The 18,903-nt window shown below is 72.1% G+C and carries 16 protein-coding genes; 7 read left to right on the top strand and 9 right to left on the bottom strand.

The window, feature by feature from the left end; genetic code table 11:
• Window positions 1-27: 27 nt before the first annotated feature.
• The 5 genes from ACIPTO_RS10270 to ACIPTO_RS10250 form a co-directional block, all read right to left on the bottom strand.
• A complete protein-coding gene (locus tag ACIPTO_RS10270) occupies window positions 28-435 on the bottom strand; it encodes an ATP-binding protein (protein WP_401190867.1) in 408 nt (135 codons plus the stop codon).
• Window positions 436-589: 154 nt separating this feature from the next.
• A complete protein-coding gene (locus tag ACIPTO_RS10265) occupies window positions 590-1,000 on the bottom strand; it encodes a (deoxy)nucleoside triphosphate pyrophosphohydrolase (protein ID WP_401190660.1) in 411 nt (136 codons plus the stop codon).
• Window positions 1,001-1,023: 23 nt separating this feature from the next.
• Entirely contained in the window at window positions 1,024-1,215 is a 192-nt protein-coding gene (locus ACIPTO_RS10260; RefSeq protein WP_366323668.1) for an SPOR domain-containing protein, read from the bottom strand.
• Window positions 1,216-1,638: 423 nt separating this feature from the next.
• Complete coding sequence (locus ACIPTO_RS10255; protein WP_366323670.1) at window positions 1,639-2,391, bottom strand: GntR family transcriptional regulator; 753 nt, start codon at window positions 2,389-2,391, stop codon at window positions 1,639-1,641.
• Window positions 2,392-2,538: 147 nt separating this feature from the next.
• A complete protein-coding gene (locus ACIPTO_RS10250) occupies window positions 2,539-3,921 on the bottom strand; it encodes a DUF4190 domain-containing protein (protein ID WP_401190657.1) in 1,383 nt (460 codons plus the stop codon).
• Between the two features lie 384 nt (window positions 3,922-4,305).
• On the opposite strand from ACIPTO_RS10250, the gene ACIPTO_RS10245 reads away from it, so the two are divergent.
• Entirely contained in the window at window positions 4,306-5,556 is a 1,251-nt protein-coding gene (locus ACIPTO_RS10245) for a serpin family protein (protein WP_401190655.1), read from the top strand.
• A gap of 95 nt (window positions 5,557-5,651) precedes the next feature.
• The gene (locus ACIPTO_RS10240; RefSeq protein WP_401190653.1) at window positions 5,652-8,276 is read left to right on the top strand and encodes a glycosyl hydrolase family 65 protein; all 2,625 of its coding nucleotides are present in this window, start codon (window positions 5,652-5,654) and stop codon (window positions 8,274-8,276) included.
• On the opposite strand, the gene ACIPTO_RS10235 is transcribed toward ACIPTO_RS10240, so the two are convergent.
• On the bottom strand, window positions 8,271-10,511 hold the full coding sequence (locus ACIPTO_RS10235) for a DEAD/DEAH box helicase (protein WP_401190651.1): 2,241 nt from the start codon (window positions 10,509-10,511) through the stop codon (window positions 8,271-8,273). The two genes, ACIPTO_RS10240 and ACIPTO_RS10235, sit on opposite strands and share 6 nt — an antisense overlap.
• Window positions 10,512-10,601: 90 nt before the next feature.
• Window positions 10,602-12,044 (bottom strand): sigma-70 family RNA polymerase sigma factor, encoded by a 1,443-nt coding sequence (locus ACIPTO_RS10230; RefSeq protein WP_401190649.1) that lies wholly within the window; start codon window positions 12,042-12,044, stop codon window positions 10,602-10,604.
• 210 nt (window positions 12,045-12,254) lie between these two features.
• On the opposite strand from ACIPTO_RS10230, the gene ACIPTO_RS10225 reads away from it, so the two are divergent.
• Both ACIPTO_RS10225 and ACIPTO_RS10220 read left to right on the top strand, forming a co-directional pair.
• Window positions 12,255-12,674 (top strand): SsgA family sporulation/cell division regulator, encoded by a 420-nt coding sequence (locus ACIPTO_RS10225; protein WP_366315864.1) that lies wholly within the window; start codon window positions 12,255-12,257, stop codon window positions 12,672-12,674.
• 49 nt (window positions 12,675-12,723) lie between these two features.
• Entirely contained in the window at window positions 12,724-13,356 is a 633-nt protein-coding gene (locus ACIPTO_RS10220; RefSeq protein ID WP_401190646.1) for a hypothetical protein, read from the top strand.
• Here the strand turns inward: ACIPTO_RS10220 and ACIPTO_RS10215 are convergent.
• Together ACIPTO_RS10215 and ACIPTO_RS10210 are read right to left on the bottom strand one after the other, a co-directional pair.
• A complete protein-coding gene (locus ACIPTO_RS10215) occupies window positions 13,349-14,332 on the bottom strand; it encodes a polysaccharide deacetylase family protein (RefSeq protein ID WP_401190644.1) in 984 nt (327 codons plus the stop codon). The two genes, ACIPTO_RS10220 and ACIPTO_RS10215, sit on opposite strands and share 8 nt — an antisense overlap.
• Before the next feature lie 34 nt (window positions 14,333-14,366).
• Complete coding sequence (locus tag ACIPTO_RS10210) at window positions 14,367-15,374, bottom strand: glycoside hydrolase family 11 protein (RefSeq protein WP_401190642.1); 1,008 nt, start codon at window positions 15,372-15,374, stop codon at window positions 14,367-14,369.
• Between the two features lie 672 nt (window positions 15,375-16,046).
• Here ACIPTO_RS10210 and ACIPTO_RS10205 point away from each other — a divergent pair.
• The 3 genes from ACIPTO_RS10205 to ACIPTO_RS10195 all read left to right on the top strand — a co-directional run bounded on the left by ACIPTO_RS10205 (window position 16,047) and on the right by ACIPTO_RS10195 (window position 18,856).
• Window positions 16,047-16,550, top strand: coding sequence for an RNA polymerase sigma factor (locus tag ACIPTO_RS10205; protein ID WP_401190640.1), 504 nt, complete (start codon window positions 16,047-16,049; stop codon window positions 16,548-16,550).
• A gap of 63 nt (window positions 16,551-16,613) precedes the next feature.
• Window positions 16,614-17,210, top strand: coding sequence for a hypothetical protein (locus ACIPTO_RS10200; RefSeq protein WP_401190638.1), 597 nt, complete (start codon window positions 16,614-16,616; stop codon window positions 17,208-17,210).
• A 95-nt stretch (window positions 17,211-17,305) separates the two neighbouring features.
• Entirely contained in the window at window positions 17,306-18,856 is a 1,551-nt protein-coding gene (locus ACIPTO_RS10195) for an ABC1 kinase family protein (protein ID WP_401190636.1), read from the top strand.
• Window positions 18,857-18,903: the final 47 nt, after the last annotated feature.

Below are 18,903 nucleotides of genomic sequence, written 5' to 3'. Positions count from 1 at the left end.
ACGCTTGTCCGGTCCGTACAGGTCGGATCACCCGGGTACGGCCAGCTCGAACCACACCGTCTTGCCCGTTTCGCCCGGCCTGGTACCCCAGCGGACGCAGGCGCCCGCGACGAGTTGGAGACCCCGCCCGCTCTCGTCCTCGGGGCTGGCGACCCGTTCGCGGGGCGGGTCGGGCAACGGGTCGGAGACCTCGACGAGGAGCACACCGCCCGGCCCGGCGGGGCGGACCAGCCGGACGCCGACAGGGCCCGTGGCGTGCCGCAACGCGTTGGTCACCAGCTCGCTCACGAGCAGCGCCGCGATGTCGGCGAGCGCGTCGAGTTCCCAGTCGCGCAACTGGCCGCGCACCGCGGAGCGCGCGGTGCGGACCGCCCCGGGGTCCGCGGGGAAGGTCCACTCGACGCAGTCGCCTTCGGTGTCGATCAAGCCGATCACATCCCGGGCCAGCCAGCTCACCCATGTCCGATTTCATGGGGTTAATGGGCACATACCCGATATCTCGGGCCCGGTACCGCTCCCCAGGGCGCACTGTGGCACGAACGGCGTACGTCGGCTCCGCCACGCTCCCCCGCCATGCCGGGCTGCGACGTCAACGCGCCCGGGTGTCGAGCAGCGCGAGTGCCTCCCGCACGGCGGGCACGTCCTGGTCGAGCCAGTCGACGGTCCAGATGTCGGCGGGGGCGAGCCAGCGGAGTTCGTCGTGGTCTTCGAGAGGACGCGGCCGGGGCGAACCGGGGCGCAGCCGGGCCGTCCAGACCTGGAGGATGTACGGCGGCTTCAGGGGCCATGCGCCGGGGACGCGGTCGACGGTCTCCGCGTCGACGCCGAGTTCCTCGGCCAACTCGCGTACCAGCGCGGCCTCGGGTCGCTCGCCGGGTTCGACCTTGCCGCCGGGGAGTTCCCAGCGTCCGGCGAGTTCGGGGGGTGCGCTGCGGCGCGCGGCGAGGAGGCGGCCGTCGTCGAACAGGGCGGCTCCGACCACCACGATCCGTGTCGTCATGCGCCGGAGCCTACGGGGTGCGGTCAGTTGCGGGTCGCGTCGCCGTGCTGCCCGATCCGCTCGACCCAGTAGAGCTGCCGGTGCCCGCGGTCGTCGAGGCTGTCGGCGATCTTCTGCGCCTCGGCGCGGGTCGCGTACCTGCCCACGCGATAGCGATTGCCGTTGTCGTCCTGCCGTATCACGAGCCAGGGCAGGGTGATCGTGTTGTCGTTCATCGCACCCCTCCGCTCCCAGCCCGCGGTTCGTGCCGTGCCCCACCCCATAAGGAAACCGCAATCCGCATATGCCGGAGCCTACGCCTAACCTTCACGCAGCGAATACGGCTTTTCACAAAGAGGTACGCAACCAGCCAAGACGCGGGGGGCGCACGCCGGTGAACGCGCCGTGGGCGCACCTCGACGCTTCCGGTGAGGAGCACGCTACAGGTGCCGTGAACGACCTGCGAGAAAGACCGGAATCCAACGGCCCCCGGGGCAGGGCGGATTGACCGGCTCCGCCGACAAGGCGGGACAACTGCCCGGAAGCGTGCGCTACTTCACACGAAACGCACTACGCGGCACTACGCGGCACCACTCCGCACCACACCGCACGCCCCGTCGCGCCCACGGGTGCGCCACTTCATCGCCGGTGTCGCCGCGCTACTTCACCGGGAGGTGGTAGGCGATCCGGTACCGGTCCGCCGGGACGACCACGTCGGCCGTCTCCACCGGGCGGCCCGAGGCGTAGTACGTCCGCTGGATCACGAGGACCACATGCCCGGGGACTCCCCCCAGGGCGAGCAACTCCTCGGCGAGGCCCGGCCGGGCGCCGACCTCCTCCGTGACGTTGTCGACGACGACGTCGATCGCGCGCATCCGCTCGACGACCCCCATGCCCCCGAGCGGTCCCTCCTCGGGCAGCATCACGGGCGTACGGCCGGTCACCGCGAGGGGCTCCCAGGACGTGGAGAGCATCATCGTCTCGCCGGCGTCCCGGAACACGTACTTCGTGCACATCACGCGCTCACCGGGCTGGAGCCCGAGCCGCTCGGCGATGGCGCCGCCGGCCTCGGCCTGCTCGCTGCTGGACTCCCAGGTGCCGCGCGCCTCCCCCTCGGCCTGCTCCTGCCGGAACGGGGTCGCGCCGGCCGGCGGCCGGAACCCGGAGCGGGACACGCGCCGCGGCACGGGACGCTCGCGCACATACGTCCCCGATCCGGAGCGGCCCTCGACCAGCCCCTCCGCCATCAGCACCTTGCGGGCCTCCAGCGCGACCGTGTCGGAGACTCCGTACTCCTCGCGGATCCTGGCCTGCGAGGGCAGCCGGGTGTGCGGGGGCAGCTGGCCGTCGACGATCTTCTTGCGGAGATCACCCGCCACGCGCAGATACGCCGGCTGCTCACCGAATGTCACTGGCCACTCCCATCAGGTTGTACAGACAGCAACAGCCTGGCAACCGTGGGTTGTGCCATGCAAGCAAAGGCCAGAGAATCACTCGATGTGATGACTTATCCCCGGCGTGGGCTTTACCCAGGCACTTTCTCCCCGTTATAGGAGCCGTCACACCTCCATGCCGCCCGCGCCTCCCCCGCCGTCCCCGCCACTGTCGCTCCCGTCGTACGCCGGAGGGGTCGTGGCGAGCCCCAGAGCCTTGCGGGCCGTGACGGACTTCTTCGGGTCGATGAGGTCGGCGCCCTTGTCGTAGTGGGCGTAGAACGCGTCGGCGTCGGAGGCCACGGCCGCCTGCGCCCACTCCTTCTGCGCCGCCCGCAGGTCCTTGACCAGGGCCGCGACCGGCTGCCTTGACGCGTCCGGCCACTCGTGGCCGTCCAGCAGGTCGGCCTGCTGGGTCAGCGCGGTCGCCACCCGGCCCGCCCAGGCCCTGTGCCCCGGCAGGTCGTCCTCCACGTACTCCGCGTCGGGCGCCGAGTCCAGCGCGGTGTTCAGGAGGTGGGCCGCCTTCAGATACGCGACCTGGTCCTGGTCGAGCGTGGTGGCGTCGTTGCGCAGCGAACCGGCGGGCAGGCTCGCGTTCTCGTCCGTGTTGCCGAACACGCAGGTGATCTCGCGGTCGCCCAGGCGCCAGCTGTCCGAGGTCGGGGTGATGTAGTAGATGTCCACGTCGTCGGGCACGGCCCAGCCGTCCATGGCGTAGGCGTCCTGGAGGGCGTAGCACTTGTCGCCCGCGGTGGCCGTGACCTCCCTGTCCCCGGGGTAGGCGCCGTCGTCCATCCGCACGACGGCGAACACCTCGCCGTCGTGCCCGACGTCGCAGGGCACCACGTCGAAGTCGTACACCCGGCCCTCCAGCGAACCGCTGGGCGCGTCGAAGCACTCGCCCTTCGCGGGCGAGGCGCCCGTGTGGGTGCGCGCGCCGTCCTTCATGTCGTCCCAGAGGCCGGTCGCCGCGCCGGTCGCGCCGAGCACCCAGACCATCAGCCCGAACGCCGACAGCACCATCCCGGCCGCCGCCATGCTCCGCCCGCGCTCGCCGCGCTTCTTGATCTGGCTCAGCGCGATCAGCCCGAGGACGACCCCGACGCCCGGTATGCAGCACAGGATCCCGAGCACAAGCGCGGCGACGGACATGCCGTTCAGGGGCGCGGGGCTGTTGTACGGGCTGTAGCCCTGCCCCCAGGTCTGGTAGGGCTGCGGCCCGTAGGGGCTCGGAGGTCCCGTAAGGGTGTGGGGACCTTGCGGGTACGGGGCGTAGGGGCTCTGCGGCGGTGTCCCGTACGGGAGTTGGGGCTGCGCGCCGTAGGAGGGCTGCGGAGGCGCGTACGGGTCCTGCGGCTGGGAGTACGGCTGCGGTGGGGCGAAGGGGTCGTACGGGGTGGATGCCTGCGGGGTGGGAGACGGACCCGGGGCCGGGGGCTGGTCCTGGGGGCTCTCGGGGCCCTGGGTGGGCGGCCCTTGGGGCTCCGGGGGCGGGGGTATGGACACGGGTGCCGTGCTCCTGGTTCGGGCGGGGGCTCCGGTGGGAGCGCCGGAGATCTACGGTCGCGGGACTGTCGTACGACTTGGCGCATGGTAGTGGGGGATGAGCGGGGGCGGTATGCGGGTCACGCGGGGGCCGTACGGGCGGTGAACGCGCTTACCGCCGGTGGGCCGGGTGCGGCGCGGGCGGGCCGGCGGCGACACGGGACGGCTGAGGAGGACCGGGAGGGCCGGGAGGAGCGGGAGGGCCGGGGCTGATCATCGGGGGCGCGGGGGCCGACGATAGCCTTCCCGTGCGCGGGTACGTGATCTTGCGCTACGGGACCCACGGGGGCGGAATTGGGAGCGGGGCGGAGCGCGGTGGTCGGGGGAACGGCGGTTCAGGACGCGGTGGCCGAGGGGCCGGCGATCGGGCGGACGGTCGACGCGGTCAATCGGCTGACGGCGCGGTGGGCGGAGGCGGTGGGCGGAAGCTCGGCGGTCCACGGCCCGGCCTCCCCGGTGGCCGGCCGCACGGTCTTCTCGGCGGCCGGGGTGTGGCCGTTGCTCGCCCTGCTCGCCGACGGGGCGTCGGGGGCCGCGCGGGCGGAACTCGCGGACGCGGTGGGCATGCCGGGCGACCAGGCTGCCGCCGCCGCACGGGAGTTGCTGGCCGCGATGACGGCGATGCCCGGGCTGAACTCCGCACTCGGGCTGTGGACCGGGCCCGGACTCGCCGTACGGGAGGAGTGGCGGGCCGGGCTCCCGGCCGGTGCGCACGGCGTACTGAACGCGGATCTTCCGTCCTGTCAGCGGGAGTTGGACGCGTGGGCCGCCGAGCGGACGGGTGGGCTCGTCGAGCGGATGCCGGTCGCGCTGGACGAGGGTGTGCAGCTGGTCCTGGCGAGCGCGCTCGCGCTCCGGACCGAATGGCCGCGCCCCTTCGACGCGTCGACGCTCACCCCGGATGCCGGACCCTGGCGCGGGCGGCGGCTGGCCGGTCTGCACCGCACCGGCGTCCGGCTCGACCGGGTCGGCGTGGCGAGCGGCCCGCACGGCCATGTCACCGAACTCAAGGTCCCCGGCAACAACGGCATCGACGTCCACCTCCTGCTCGGCGACCACCACATGACCCCAAGTCAGGTGCTGGGCACGGGAGTCGACATCCTGGCCCGCCGGATCCCCGTGGTGCCCGGCGGCCAACTCCCCTACGGCGAGGTGGGACCGGGCCTGCGCGTCGAGCAACAGCGCTGCACCACACCGCAACCGCCGGAGCTGTCCGTCACGACCGTGGCGTACGACCTGCGCGCGCGGCACGATCTCCGGCTCCTGCACGACCTGTTCGGGCTCACCACGGCGCTGGACCCCAGGGCCGGCCACTTCCCCGGCATCAGCCCGTCCCCCCTGGCCGTCGGGCAGGCGGAACAGTCGACCGTGGCCCAGTTCGGCGCCCTCGGCTTCCGTGCCGCCGCGGTGACCGCGGTCGCCGCGGCTCCGGGCGGCGCCCCGCCCGAGCTCCGGTGCACGACCACGGTCGTCAGGGCCCGCTTCGACCGCCCCTTCGCGTTCCTGGCCGTGCACCGCGAGTCCCGCCTGACCCTGACGGCGGGCTGGGTCACCGACCCGACGCCGTCCGGAGACGGCCCGAACCCGCCGCGCTGATCCGGAGGGTCGCGGGGGGAAGCACCCGCCCCCGTCCGTGGGAACCCCCCGCGCGCCCTCCGCCCCCACCCGCCACCGCACCCCATCGTCGAACGGTGCCCACACCCACCCGCCTCCTGCTCCCCCTCCTCGCCGCCGCCCTGCTCATCCCCCTCCCGCCCCTCCCGCTCGCTCCCGCGGTCGCCGCGCCGCGTCCCCACCCGCGCGACGGCTGCGGCGCCCCCGGCTGGACCCCTTCCGCCACCCGGATCGACCCGGCCGACACCTACCACCCCTACGTCGGCAACGGTTACCTCGGCACGCGTGTCCCGCCCGCCGGTGCGGGCTATGCCGCGTCCGGGGAGAAGACCGGGTGGCCGCTCTACACCCCGCGCTACGACGGCGCGTTCGTGTCCGGCCTCTACGCCCGCGGGCCCGCGGACACGGCCGGGCGCGAGGCGCTCGCCGGGCTGCCGAACTGGACCGGCCTCGATGTCACCGCCGGTGCCGAGACCTACGGCGACCGCGGCCGGATCTCGCACTACCGCCAGACCCTCGACCTCCGCTGCGGCCACGTCCGCACGTCCCTGACCTGGACCACCACCGACGGCCGCCGCACCGACCTCGTCTACGACGTCCTCGCCGCCCGCGACTCCCCGCACACCGGGGCCGTACGCCTGCGCGTGACGCCCCACTGGGACGGCCGGCTCACCCTCACCGACCGCCTCGACGGGCGCGGCGCCCGCCGTGTCACGCAAACCGGCGGCGGCCACCTCGGCGACCGCACCATCGGCGTGGCGTTCCGCACGGACGGGACAGGCGTCGAGGGGGCCGTCGCCTCCGTGCTCGATGCGCCGGGGCCCGTCCAACGAGCGCGGAAGCAGCGTGAGTTGAGCGATAGCCAGACGAGTGTGCTGACAGTGCGCTCCGGGCACGCCTACACCGCCACCAAGTACGTCGGCGTCGACACCGCGCTCACCTCACCGGACCCGCGTTCCGCCGCGCGGGACACCGCCGTACGGGCCGCGCGGCGCGGATGGGACGCGCTGCTCGCCTCGCACACCGCCGCGTGGCGGGCGCTGTGGGCGTCGGACATCGAGGTGCCGGGACATCCGGATCTCCAGCTCTGGGTCCGCTCCGCCCAGTACGGGCTGCTGTCCGCGCTGCGGTCCGGCGCCCGGGACAGCATCGCGCCCACCGGGCTGACCAGCGACAACTACGCGGGCATGGTGTTCTGGGACGCCGAGACGTGGATGTTCCCGGCGCTGCTGGCCACCCACCCGGACCTCGCCCGCCCGGTCCTCGAATACCGCTACCGCACCCGGACGGCCGCCGCCGAGAACGCCGCGAAGACCGCCGTGAAAGGGCTGTTCTTCCCCTGGACGAGCGCGAGCCACGGCCGGCTGTGGAACGAGTGCCAGAGCTGGCAGCCTCCGCACTGCCTCACCCAGAACCACCTCCAGGGCGACATCGCCCTCGCCGCCTGGCAGTACTACCTCGCCACCGGAGACCGCACCTGGCTCCGCACCCGGGGCCGGCCCCTCCTCGACGGCCTTGCCCGGTACTGGACTTCGCGGGCCACGAGGAACACCGACGGCTCGTACTCCGTCAAGGAGGTCGCCGGACCCGACGAGTACAGCAACGGCGTCGACGACGGCGTCTACACCAACGCCGTGGCCGCCACCGCGCTGCGCGCCGCGACCGACGCGGCCCGCGCCCTCGGCACCACCGCCCCCGCCGACTGGCTCACCGTCGCCGGCCGTCTGCGCATCCCCTACGACCCGAAGCGCAGGATCTTCCTCCAGTACGACGGCTACCACGGCTCGCAGATCAAGCAGGCGGACGCCGTGCTGCTGATCTACCCGCTGGAGTGGCCCATGCCCGCCGGTGCCGCGACCGCCACCCTCGACCACTACGCCCGGCGCACCGACCCCGACGGCCCCGCCATGACCGACGCCGTCCACGCGATCGACGCGGCGGCGACCGACGAGCCGGGCTGTGCCGCGTACACCTATCTGCGGCGGGCCTACCAGCCGTTCGCGCGCGGCCCGTTCGCCCTGTTCTCGGAGTCGCGCGGTAGCAAGGCGGGCGCGTCCGACCCTCTCGCGGGCTCCCCCGCGCAGGACTTCCTCACCGGCAAGGGCGGCTTCCTCCAGGTCTTCACCCACGGGCTCACCGGTCTGCGGCTGCGCCCCGACGCCCTCCACCTGGACCCGAGTCTGCCGCCCCAACTCGCCGACGGCGTACGCCTGTCGGGGCTGCACTGGCGCGGTCGTACGTACGACATCGCGATCGGGGCGAGGACGACGACCGTACGGCTGCGGACGGGCGCGCCCTTCCCGCTGGACACCCCCGAGGGGCGCCGCGTCCTCTCCGGCACGGTCACCCTCAGGACCCGGCGCCCCGACCTCGTGCCCACCGGCGACCTGGCGCGCTGTCACCCGGCGACGGCGACCTCCTCGGTCTCCGGCCGCTACCCGGAGGCCGCGGTCGACGGCAGCCCCGCGACCTCCTGGTCCCCGGACGCCGACCGCGCCTCCCTCACCGTCGACCTGGGCCGCGCGGCACGCGTCGGGACCGTACGGCCCGCCTGGACGAAGCGGCCGGCGTCGGCCGGCGTCGAGGTCTCGGCCGACCGGCGCGGCTGGCACGCCCCGAACGGCACCCCCGCCCGGTACGTCCGTGTCACCGTGCGGGGCGGTACGGGTGCCGCGCTCGCCGGACTCGACGTGCGCTCATGACCGCTCGGCGTCCTTGGCGACCCGCTCGGCGGGATCCGCCGCCAGCCTCCGCTGCTCCTCCTCCACGATCCGCCGCGCCAGGGACGCGTCGGAGACGTCGACCGCGTCCGGAGTGGCCTCCGCCAGGTCGCTGCGGCGGGCGAAGGCGTCGAAGAGGCGGTCCTTGTTCTTGAGGATGGCCAGGAGCCGGTCGTCCACGCTGTCGGCGGCGAGCATGCGGTGCACCTGGACCGTGCGTGTCTGGCCCATGCGGTGGACGCGGGCCACGGCCTGGTGCTCCACCGTCGGCTTGACCTGGGGTTCGCACAGGACGACGAGGGAGGCGGCCTGGAGGTTGAGGCCGACACCGCCCGCCTCGATCTGGGAGAGCAGGACGGCGTGGCCGGTGGCCTGGGTGAAGTCGTCGACGAGCCGCTGTCGGCGGGACGCCGGGACGCTTCCGGAGATGGGGCCGAACACGCCCTTCTCCAGGCTCTGTTCCACCGCGGCGAGGACGTCACGGAAGTAGGAGAAGACCACCACCTTCACTCCGTTGCCGGCCGCCTCGGCGACCAGTTCGCGCAGGCGGTGGAGCTTCGCGGACTTCTCGGGGTCGGCGTAGGCGGCGCGGCGCATCGCCATGAAGTTGCCGTCGCCGACCGCGCGGTCGTACGCCTCGCGGTCGGCGACGCCCAGCTCCACCCACTCGTCGACCTGGACCAGGGCGGGCAGCTCGGTCAGCACGTCCTCCTGGTTGCGGCGCAGGTAGGCGGGGGCGACGGACTTCCGGAAGGCATGCGGTCCGGCTGCCGCCGTGCCGTTGCGGACGGCCGGCAGGAGGTCGGGGCGGAGGTGGCGGACGAGGGTGCGGAACTCCTCGACCCGGTTCTCCATGGGGGTGCCGGTGAGGAACAGGACGCGGTCGCAGCGCTCGGTCCACAGGGCGACCGATCTGGCACGGCGGGTGTCCGGGTTCTTCACGTAGTGGGCCTCGTCCACGACGAGCATGCCCAGGGCGGGGGCCGTGGGCGCGTCGGTGCTCGCCGCGCGGCCCTTCGGCGCCGGGTCGGCCGGTGCGGGCAGGGTGTGCAGCGTGTCGAAGGTCGTGATCGCGACCCCGCCGCGCTCGCCCCACTCCGCGAACGCCTCGTGCCGGTCCGGGCCGTGCACCGGCAGTGCGCGCAGGGTGCTGCGGGCGCCGATCTCACGGGTCCAGTTGATCAGCACGCTGGCCGGGCACACCACCAGGAAGTGGTGCCGGCCCTCGGCCGCGAGGTGGGCGAGGGCGGCGATGGCCTGGACGGTCTTGCCGAGCCCCATCTCGTCCCCGAGGACGACCCGGCGCTGGGCCAGCGCGAAGCGTGCCCCGAACGACTGGTATCCGCGCAGGGAGACCCGGCGGTGGGTGTCGTCCAGCGGCTGGGCGTGCACGCGCTCGGCCAGCTCCGCGGGGAGGAAGCCCTCGCTGGCCGCGAGGTCCGGCTGCTGCCCGTCGACCTCGGCGAGCTGGCTGTAGTACTCGGCGGAGCGCAGCTCGAAGTCGACCCATGCCTCGATCTCGGAGACCGGCGGGCGCAGCAGGTCGGTGGAGGCCTGGGCGATCAGCAGGCGTACGTCCTGGGCGGCCGGGTCGCCGACCAGCTCACGGATCCCGGCGACCGCGGCGAGCGCTCCGTCCCGCCGCCCGCGGCCGGCGAGTGCCATCAGGAGTCTGCTGCTGGCGGGCCGGGCCACCGGGAGCAGGGCGCCGAGGCGCTCGTCGAGCCGGGTGGCCGCGTCCAGCGCGCGGCGCAGCTCCGGGCCCGCCTCCACGAGCCGGTGCAGTGCGACGACCAGGGCGGTGGTGCGGGGCTCGGGGTGGTCGACGTCGATGCGGACGGAGACGGTCTCCGCGACGGCGCGCGCGATCTGCCGGGCGGCGGCGAGCGCGCGGTCGGCGGTCTGCTGTCCTACGCCGGGCAGTTGCCGCAGTGCGTACCGGCTCGCCTCGTGCACCGCGCGCACGGAGGTCAGGCCCGCCGCCTCCAGCGCCCCGAGCCGCAGCCGGCCCTCGGTGACGTCCTTCAGACGGGCGACCGGGATGGACTCCAGCTCCTGCGCGACCAGGTCGGCCCGCAGCGGCTCCAGTGCGGAGCGGACGGCTTCGAGCGCGCGCGTGTGGTCGGCGCGCAGGGTGCGCGCCACGTCGTACAGCCGCGTGCCCTGCTCACACAGCTCCCTGGCCCGCCGTCCGGCCCGCGGAGGCTCGCCCTCCATGCCACCCCCGCTCCCCATGCGTCCCGATGTGCGTCCATCGTGACACGCGCCACCGACAACGGGACCGGGACGGCAGCCCCGGTCGCGCGGCTACACGCTCGGCCGACCCGGCCGGGTCGCCCGGGCCGTCGGCTCGGGGCTGGACACGGTCGTGGGCTCCGGCTTCGGCTTCGGCTTCGGCTTCGGCTTGGGGTCATCGGTCCTGGGCGGCGCGGGAGTCGGCTCGGTGGACTCCGGAGGCGGGGTGGGTTCCGGGGTCGCCGGGGGCGTGGGCGGCACCTTGGGCGGCGGGGTCGGTTCCACCGGGGGTGCGGGCGTCGGTTCCACCGGTGGTGCGGGCGTCGCGACAGGGGGTGCGGGCGTCGGCTCAACAGGTGGGTCAGGAGGAGGAGTTGCGCCACCGCTCTGCACCGGGCGCACGGTCGGCGCGGACCCGTGGGCGCCATGTACGAGTGGCGGTACGGCACTTGTGGATCGGTCGGCCGCAGGGGCCGTGGCGGCATCGCGCCGGGCCGGGGCCTTCGAGGGGCTCGGCTTCCGCGGCTCGGACGCCACCGACGCCTGAGCGGAGGGGACTTCGGCCACCGGGCCCCTCGCGACCGGGACCGGGGCGGGGTCGGTGCCGCCGAGGAGGACACAGACCGCGACGGCTCCCGCGACGGCCGTGCCGACCACCACCGCCGTCTGCGCCTTGGAGGCACCGACCACCACGTGCCGTACGCCGTGCAGCAGTCCGCCGCCGTGCCCGGCCGTGGCGGTGACCGCTCCGGCGGAACCCGCGCCGAAGGCGAGCAGGAACTTGCCCGCGCCGCCGAGCACGAGGACGAGGAGGGCCGGTGCCACGAGCGCGGGCAGCCGGTCGTTGGCGCGCATCAGGGCCGCGAGCCGGGCTCGGCAGTCGTCGCACGCGTCGACGTGACCGAGGAGGCGTTCGGACTGCCGCCCGGTGGCGCCGCCGCGCACGTACGCCGGCATGCGCGCCCAGTGGACCTGGCACGCCGGGTCGTCCGGAGCGCCGGCCTGCTCGCGCAGGAACGCCTGCCGCATGCCCTCCCGCGCACGGTGCAGGAGTACGGCCGTGGCGCCCTCCCTGGTGCCGAGCTGCGGGCCGATCGCGGCCAGCGGCAGGCCCTCCGCCTCGGCGAGCCACAGCGCCTTCACCCAGCGCTCGGGCAGCTGCTCAAGTACCCGTACCAGCAGGTCCGTCGAGGACACCTGCTCGGCCGGGTCGCCCCCGTGGACGTGTGCGGGGACGGCGCCCACCCGTTCCTCGGCCTGCGGATCGCGCGGTGTCTCGCGCGCGGCGGTCCCCGCGGCGGTGGCGAGGTGCTTCACCGTGGTCATGAGGTACGCGGGCACGTTGTCGATCTCGTGCCCGGCGGACAGCCTGCGCCACACCCTGAAGTGCGCCTCGGCGACGAGGTCTTCGGCCACCCAGGTGTTGCGGGTGAGCGAGCGGGCATAGGCGACGAGACGGGGCTGCTGCTCCGCGTAGATCCGGGCGTACGCGGCGGTGGGACCGTCGTCGTTCATGGCAGCAACGCTCCAGTTGCCAAGGGGAGGGCGGGGAAGATGCGTAAGCCTAGATGCCGAAACTTTCAACTAAAGTTGCAGCGGTAACCGAAGGTGACTCAGATCACATCAACCTTCTCGCGTCCCGGCGTAATCAACCACCCCGCCGCGCTCTCAAGAGGGTGTGCCGGCACAACAGGCCGCCGCCCCGCCCGAGTTCGGAGACCGCCCATGAGCCACCTCACCCTGGAACAGCCCACCGGCGCCCGCCTGATCGCCGACGACGACCAGGAGCTGGCCGTCACGGTCACCCTCCGCTACACCTCCGGCGACCCCTTCGCCGTCCAACTCCTCTTCCCCGCCTGGATATCGCTCGACGGCAAGAAGGTGACATGGACCTTCGCACGGGCGCTGCTGGAGGAGGGCCTCGTGACCCCGGCGGGCATGGGCAACGTACACATCAGGCCGTACGGCCCGGCCCACACGGCAGTCGAGTTCCACTCCCCGGAGGGCATCGCGATGATCCGCTTCGACAGCGTCGCCCTGCACCACTTCCTGCGCCGCACGTACCGGGTGACCGAACCGGGACGGGAGGCCGTGGAACCCTCCTCCCTCGACCGCGGGCTGGCCTCGCTGCTCGACGGGGCGTGAGGGCCGCGAGAGCGGGCCGGTTGTCGGTGGCGGCTGCTTTCATCAGGTCATGAGCACTGTGTACGAGGCCGTCGCCCGCTTCCCCGACCCCGCCGAACTCCGCCTGCACCTGAGGGCGTTGGCCGCCCTGGACGCGGCGATGGCGGCGGACCCGCAGTTCTGCCTGTACACCTTCGGCGCCGGCTGGGGCCCCGGCGAGGAGGCGGCGCTGATGGACAACGGCTCGGGGGACGACTTCTCCGCCGTCTTCTCCCCGGCCGGTGTGCTCGTCCGCGGCTTCGACCACGAGTCGGCGATGAGCCCGTACGGGAGGGACGACGAGGAGGTCTGGCCCGGTGTCGTCGACGAAGTGCCCGACGCCCTGCGGCCGTTGCTGGACGATGCCGCCTTCCTTGACCCGGGACTCGGCGTCCCGCGCGTCACCGTCTGCCTGTGGCGCGAGACCGGCGACACCGCGTGGCGCGCCGGTTCGGCCATCGACTTTCCTCCGGGCCACGGAAGCCCGGACGGCTCCGGCTGCCTCTTCCACCTCCTCACCGACCGCTCCCCGGAGACCGTCCGGGCCCACTTCGAGGACTACTACGAGCGCCCGGTGCCGCTGGACGCCGTCTGCCATGTCCTGGCCGGACGCCCCATGACGCCCGCGATCACGGCGGCCCTCCGTCCGGCCGGGGTCAGGTAGCCGTACAGGAGACCGTCGGCCAGGTCCAGTTGCCGTTCGCCTGGATGGTGGCGCCCCAACTGTTGCCGCTGCCATTGGGTTTCGCGGTCAGCACCTGTGAACTCGGGTACGTGGCCGCGATGTTCCAGGTCGCGATGACCTTCGCCGGGGACGGCACGTTCATCGTCACGGTCCAGTTGCTGGAACCGGTGACCGCGACGTTCAGGTTGTAGCGGTCGCTCCACTGCGTGCCGGCGGACAGCGTCGCCGTACAACTGCCGCCACCACCGCCACCGCCGCCGCTGCCGTCGGGGGCCACGGCACGGCCCGTCGTCGGGGAGATCATTCCGGCGCAGAGGTTGCGCGCGGCCAGGCCCTGGGCGATGCGCGGGATGGCCGCGACCGTGTTGGCGGGCCAGTCGTGCATGAGGATGACCTGGCCGCTGGTGAGCCGGCCCGCCGCCGCGACGATGGCGTCGGTGCTCGCGCCGTTCCAGTCCTGCGAATCGACGTCCCAAATGATCTCCGTCAGACCGTACTTGGCCTCCACGGCCTTCACGGTCGCGTTGGTCTCGCCGTACGGCGGGCGGAACAGCTTCGGTGTGCCGCCGCCCGCGGACGCGATGGCCTGCTGGGTCCGGGAGATCTCCGAGTCGACGGTCGCCTGTGTCTGCTGGGTCAGATGCGGATGGGTGTAGCTGTGGTTGCCGACCCACATCCCGGCGTCGACCTGCGCCTTGACCTGCGCGGGGTAGGCGGCCGCGTACTGGCCCTCGTTGAACATCGTGGCCCGGAGGCCGTTCTGCTTCAGCGCGTTGAGCAGGGTGGGGGTGTTGCCGGACGGGCCGTCGTCGAAGGTGAGCCCGACGTACCCGCCGCAGGTGGCGGCCTGCGCCGGTGCCGCCGTACCGACGGCGAGGGTGCCCGCGGCGGCCAGGGCGATGACGGCCGGCCCGGCGACCAGGGAGCGTAACGAGAAGTGCGGTGCGGATCTCATGGGAAGGGGTCCTCCAGCCTTGGGAGTCGGGCGGCTAGCTCGCCGTGCAGGAGACCGTGGGCCAGGTCCAGTTGCCGTTCGCCTGGATGGTGGCGCCCCAACTGTTGCCGCTGCCGTTGGGTTTCGCCGTCAGGACCTGTGAACTCGGGTACGTGGCCGCGATGTTCCAGGTGGAGAGGACCTTCGCCGGGGACGGCACGTTCATCGTCACCGTCCAGTTGCTGGAACCGGTGACCGCGACGTTCAGGTTGTAGCGGTCGCTCCACTGCGTCCCGGCGGACAGCGTCGCGGTGCAGCCGCTGGAGCCACCGCCGCCGCCACCGCCCGAACTGGTGCCGTCCACGGTGATGTTGGAGTTGCCGCTGCTCTGGTAGCCCTCGGTCGCGAGGATCATGTAGTAGCTGAAGCTGCCGAGCGGCATGCCGGCGCGGGCCCAGGCGTCGAAGTGGTTGCCGGTGGTGATGGTGCCGCCGGTCCGCTTGGTCTGCCGGACGCTCCAGTACTGGTCGAAGGTCTTCGTGCCCTCCACCGACGGGGCGTTGTACCGCGTGGTCTTGTAGATGTCGTAGGTGCCGCCGTCACTGGTGACGGTGCCCATGTACGTGCCCGTCGGCCGGTAGGTGCCCCAGTTGTCGACGATGTAGTACTCGACCAGCGGGTTCGACGTCCAGCCGTAGAGCGACAGATAGCCGTTGCCCGACGGGTTGAAGGTCCCCGAGTACGTCACGCTGCGACGGCCGCCGTTGGCCCAGCCCTTGCCTGCCACGAAGTTGCCGGTGTTGCTCCAGGTGGTGCTGTAGTTGCCGCCGGAGCCGAGGTTCATGGAGACCGACCCCTGGGAGTCGGTCCAGAACGAGTAGTAGTAGCCGTTGTTGGTGCCGGTCTGGTTCGTGGTGACGACGGTGTCGGCACTGGCGGTGCCCGGCAGCGTCATCGTCGCCAGGAGCGCCAGCAGCAGCGCGCAGGCGCCACTGACGAACAGCCTGAAATGCGGGGGTGGTTGGGGAGTGCGCGCGGATGCGGGTGCGGGTGCGTCGTTCATGCGGCAGCTTCCTCCTCGTCCTCGTCACATCACGGTCACGACGGCGTCAGTGTTGGTCTGCCCCTGACAACTGTCAATACTTTCGGTACCGAGTGCGAAATATTCGCCGCCCGGATTGGCTGGGAGTATCGTTCAAATGCGCAGCTCACAGCCCTTCTTGAACGATTCATGGTCGGCGACCTTCAGCGAGTTGCCAGGAATCAAGATCCGAACTTCGAATGCTTTCGCTCGAATGTTTCGATGAATTCTCCGACCATGCGAGTCGTAATGTCGCGCTCGCCGAAGGCATCGACTCCGGTCGACTCCGCTGCGCGAGACCGCGACAACAGGAACGGGTTCGTCGGCGAGAGCGGCGCGGTGCCGGTGCTGGGCCGCCAGGTCGTGCCGGTCCAGTGGCGACTGTTCCAGCCAGACGAGCCTCCGTGCCTTTCGGCCGTCCGCTCCCCGAACCGAAGATACTGTTATCGTTTCTCATTTTCTCATTCAAACGAAGGAAGGATGTGATGGGCGGGTTAGCCACCTTCCTCCAGGGCAGAAAGCCGTTGTTTCCAGCGAAGAATGGAAAGGAAGGGCGAGGGGGTGGAGAAAGTGGAGGGGATTTTCGTGCCATGAAGGCATGCGTGGAGCCAATCGCCGGGATGTATTTCTTTCGTTCGATCATTGGTGAGACGCATGCACTTATGCTGCGATTCCTTCTGGACCGAAGTCCTTCAGCATCGAGAGCGCCTCCTGCGTCTGGTGCGCCGCCGGCTGCCCAACCCGCATGACGCCGAGGACTGCGTCCAGGAGGCGATGCTGCGCGCGGCGACCCACGGCGACCTGGACCGCGACCGGCTCGGACCGTTCCTGACCACGGTCGCCATGCGGCTCTGCATCGACAGCTACCGGGAACGGGAGCGCTGGCAGCGGCTGTTGCAGCGCATCACCGACGGGGAGCCGGAGATGCTGGAGGAGGCCGTCTGCGACCAGGAGTTCGGGCGCTGGCTGCTCCGGCAGGCCGGCCAGCTCCGGGGCCGGGAGCGGCAGGTGATGCTCGCGCGGGCCGACGGGATCTCCATCGTCGAGTTCGCCCGCATCAACCAGATCTCCGTCAAGGCCGCCGAGGGTGCATTCACTCGTGGCAGAGCAAGGCTCCGGCACATGTGCACCCAGTCTCTGGGCGAATCCTGCGGATGACCGAAAATGGTTCGGCATCCTGGTTCATTCCATGGTGCCCGCTAGGGAAGGACATTCCGAAAAGTGGCCGACAAACCGAGCACACAGGACACCATCAAGAACTTACTCGGCGATATCGCCGACAGTTCCAACAAAGCGTTCAACGAATTCCTCGACCCGCCGAACAAGTCCAGGAAGTCCGACGTCCAGGACTGGTTCGGCGCCGCCGCTCCGATGGCGGCCCTCGCCGGGACGCCCCTCGGGACGCTGCAGGCGATGGCGGCGTTCGGCGGCGGGCTGAACCCCGTGGCCGCGCTCGCCGGCGCCAACCCGCTCGCGCTCCTGGCGGGCGCCCCCTCCGACCGGGGTTCCGGCTCGGTGAACCCCCTGGCCGCGCTCGCGAACGCCAACCCGCTCGCCGTCCTGGCGGGCGTGAACCCGGCTGTCGCCCTCGCCGGACTGACCGGCCAGTCCGCCGCCTCCTCCCCCGCCACCAATCCGCTCGCCACCAATCCGCTCGCCGCCTTCGGTCAGCTCGGCGGCCTGGCCGAATCCCTGGCGACCCTGCCCCAGCAGATCGCCAAACTGACCGACCTGCTGTCCTCGCTGGTCGGCGCCCTGGACACGATCAGCGATGTGGCGGCGAGTGCCGGAGTCCGTCCGCCGGCCAAGAAGGGATGACCGACTCCGCCCAGGCACAAGGCCGTTGACCCGCGCCCCGTGCGCCGGGCCTGCTTCAGCAGAACCCCGAGAACCCCGAGGAGGGACCCCGCGTCGTGAGGACCTTGATCGGCGACCGGCTCCGGCTGGTCGTGAAGGTGCTGGGCAGTCTGATCGCCGACGAGGTCGGTCACACGGCGCGGGAACGCGGCAGATCCAAGGGGAACGGCCGGTCCCCGGCGGAGGAGGAGTCCGCCGCCGGGGACGCCCGCCGGCGCGCCCGCGCCGTACGGAAGGCGCTGGAGAGCCTGGGCCCGTTCTATGTGAAGCTCGGTCAGATCCTGTCCACGCGGCCGGACATGGTGCCGCCGTCGATGATCGCCGAGTTCCAGAACCTGCACGACCAGGTCGACGTGCAGCCGTTCTCCCTGTTCGAGCCGGTCCTGGAGAAGGACCTCGGCCCCGACTGGAAGCTCAGGTTCGACGACGTCGACACCACCGAACCGCTGGGCGCGGCCTCGCTGGCCCAGGTTTACCGGGTGACCCTGCCCGGCGGCAGACCGGCCGTGGTGAAGATCCAGCGGCCGGAGATCCGCGAGGCGGTCCGGGCCGACATGGCCCTGCTGCGCCGGGCCTCCCGCATCGTGGCCCGCGCGGCACCCCGGTTCAACGAGGTCATCGACGTCGAGGCGATGCTGGGCTCGATCTTCGACGCCATGGAACCCGAGCTGGACTTCACCGGCGAGGCCCGCAACATGGAGGAGGGCCGGGAGGCCGCCCGTGACTTCAGCACCCTGGCCGTCCCCGAGGTCCTCTCGGCCACACCCCGGGTGCTGGTGCAGTCGTTGGCTCCCGGCATGTCCGTACGGCATCTGGACCCCGGGGCGTTCAGCGACCGGGAGCGCACCGACATCGGCAAGGACCTGCTGCGGTTCATGTACCGCGGCTACTTCGTGCAGCGGACGTTCCACGCGGACCCGCACGCGGGCAACGTCTTCGCCCTGCCCGGTGGCCCCGCCACGCTGATCGACTGGGGCATGGTGGGGCGTCTGGACAAGCGGACCAGCCTGCAGTTGCTGCCGCTGCTGATGGCGCTGGCGCAGAACGACGGCCACGGACTGGCCCGCGCCTGGGCCGACATGGGGAAACTCACCGCGTGGGCGAACCTGCCGGCGTTCGCCTCCGACATGGCGGCGCTGGTCCCCAAGATCTCCAGCGCCTCGCTGGGCGAGCTGAACTTCGGCGTCTCGCTCACCACCGTGCTGGAGAAGGCCACCAAGCGGGGCATCGGTTCCGCGCCCTCGATCTCCCTGCTGGGCAAGTCCTTCGCCAACCTTGAGGGCTCGGTGCGCTGTCTGGCGCCCGAACTGTCGCTCGCGGAGATCTTCAAGGGCGAGGTGCGCGGCATCGTGATGTCCCTGCTGGGCGAGTACATCTCGCTGGAGCAGTTGGGCCGTACGGCGATGGACCTCATGGTCACGGCCACCACCAGCCCCGAGCAGCTGCGCGGGCTGCTGGCCGACGCGTCCAACCGGCGCTTCGCGCTCCAGGTCCACCACCCGAGGACTCCGGCCTCCCTGGGCGGTGAACGCGGCTCCTCCTACGCGGGGTTGATCGCCCTCGGTGCCATGGCCCTGCTGCTGGACCACCGCCGCCGCTCCCGCTGACACGGCCGGAGCCGGGCCCGGACGCCCCATCCGCATCCCTCTCCCTG

Source organism: Streptomyces sp. NPDC090083 (genome assembly GCF_044747445.1).
Classification (GTDB): domain Bacteria; phylum Actinomycetota; class Actinomycetes; order Streptomycetales; family Streptomycetaceae; genus Streptomyces.
The sequence above is the reverse complement of the archived record's forward strand: the minus strand, read 5'-3'. Positions and strand labels throughout refer to the sequence as shown.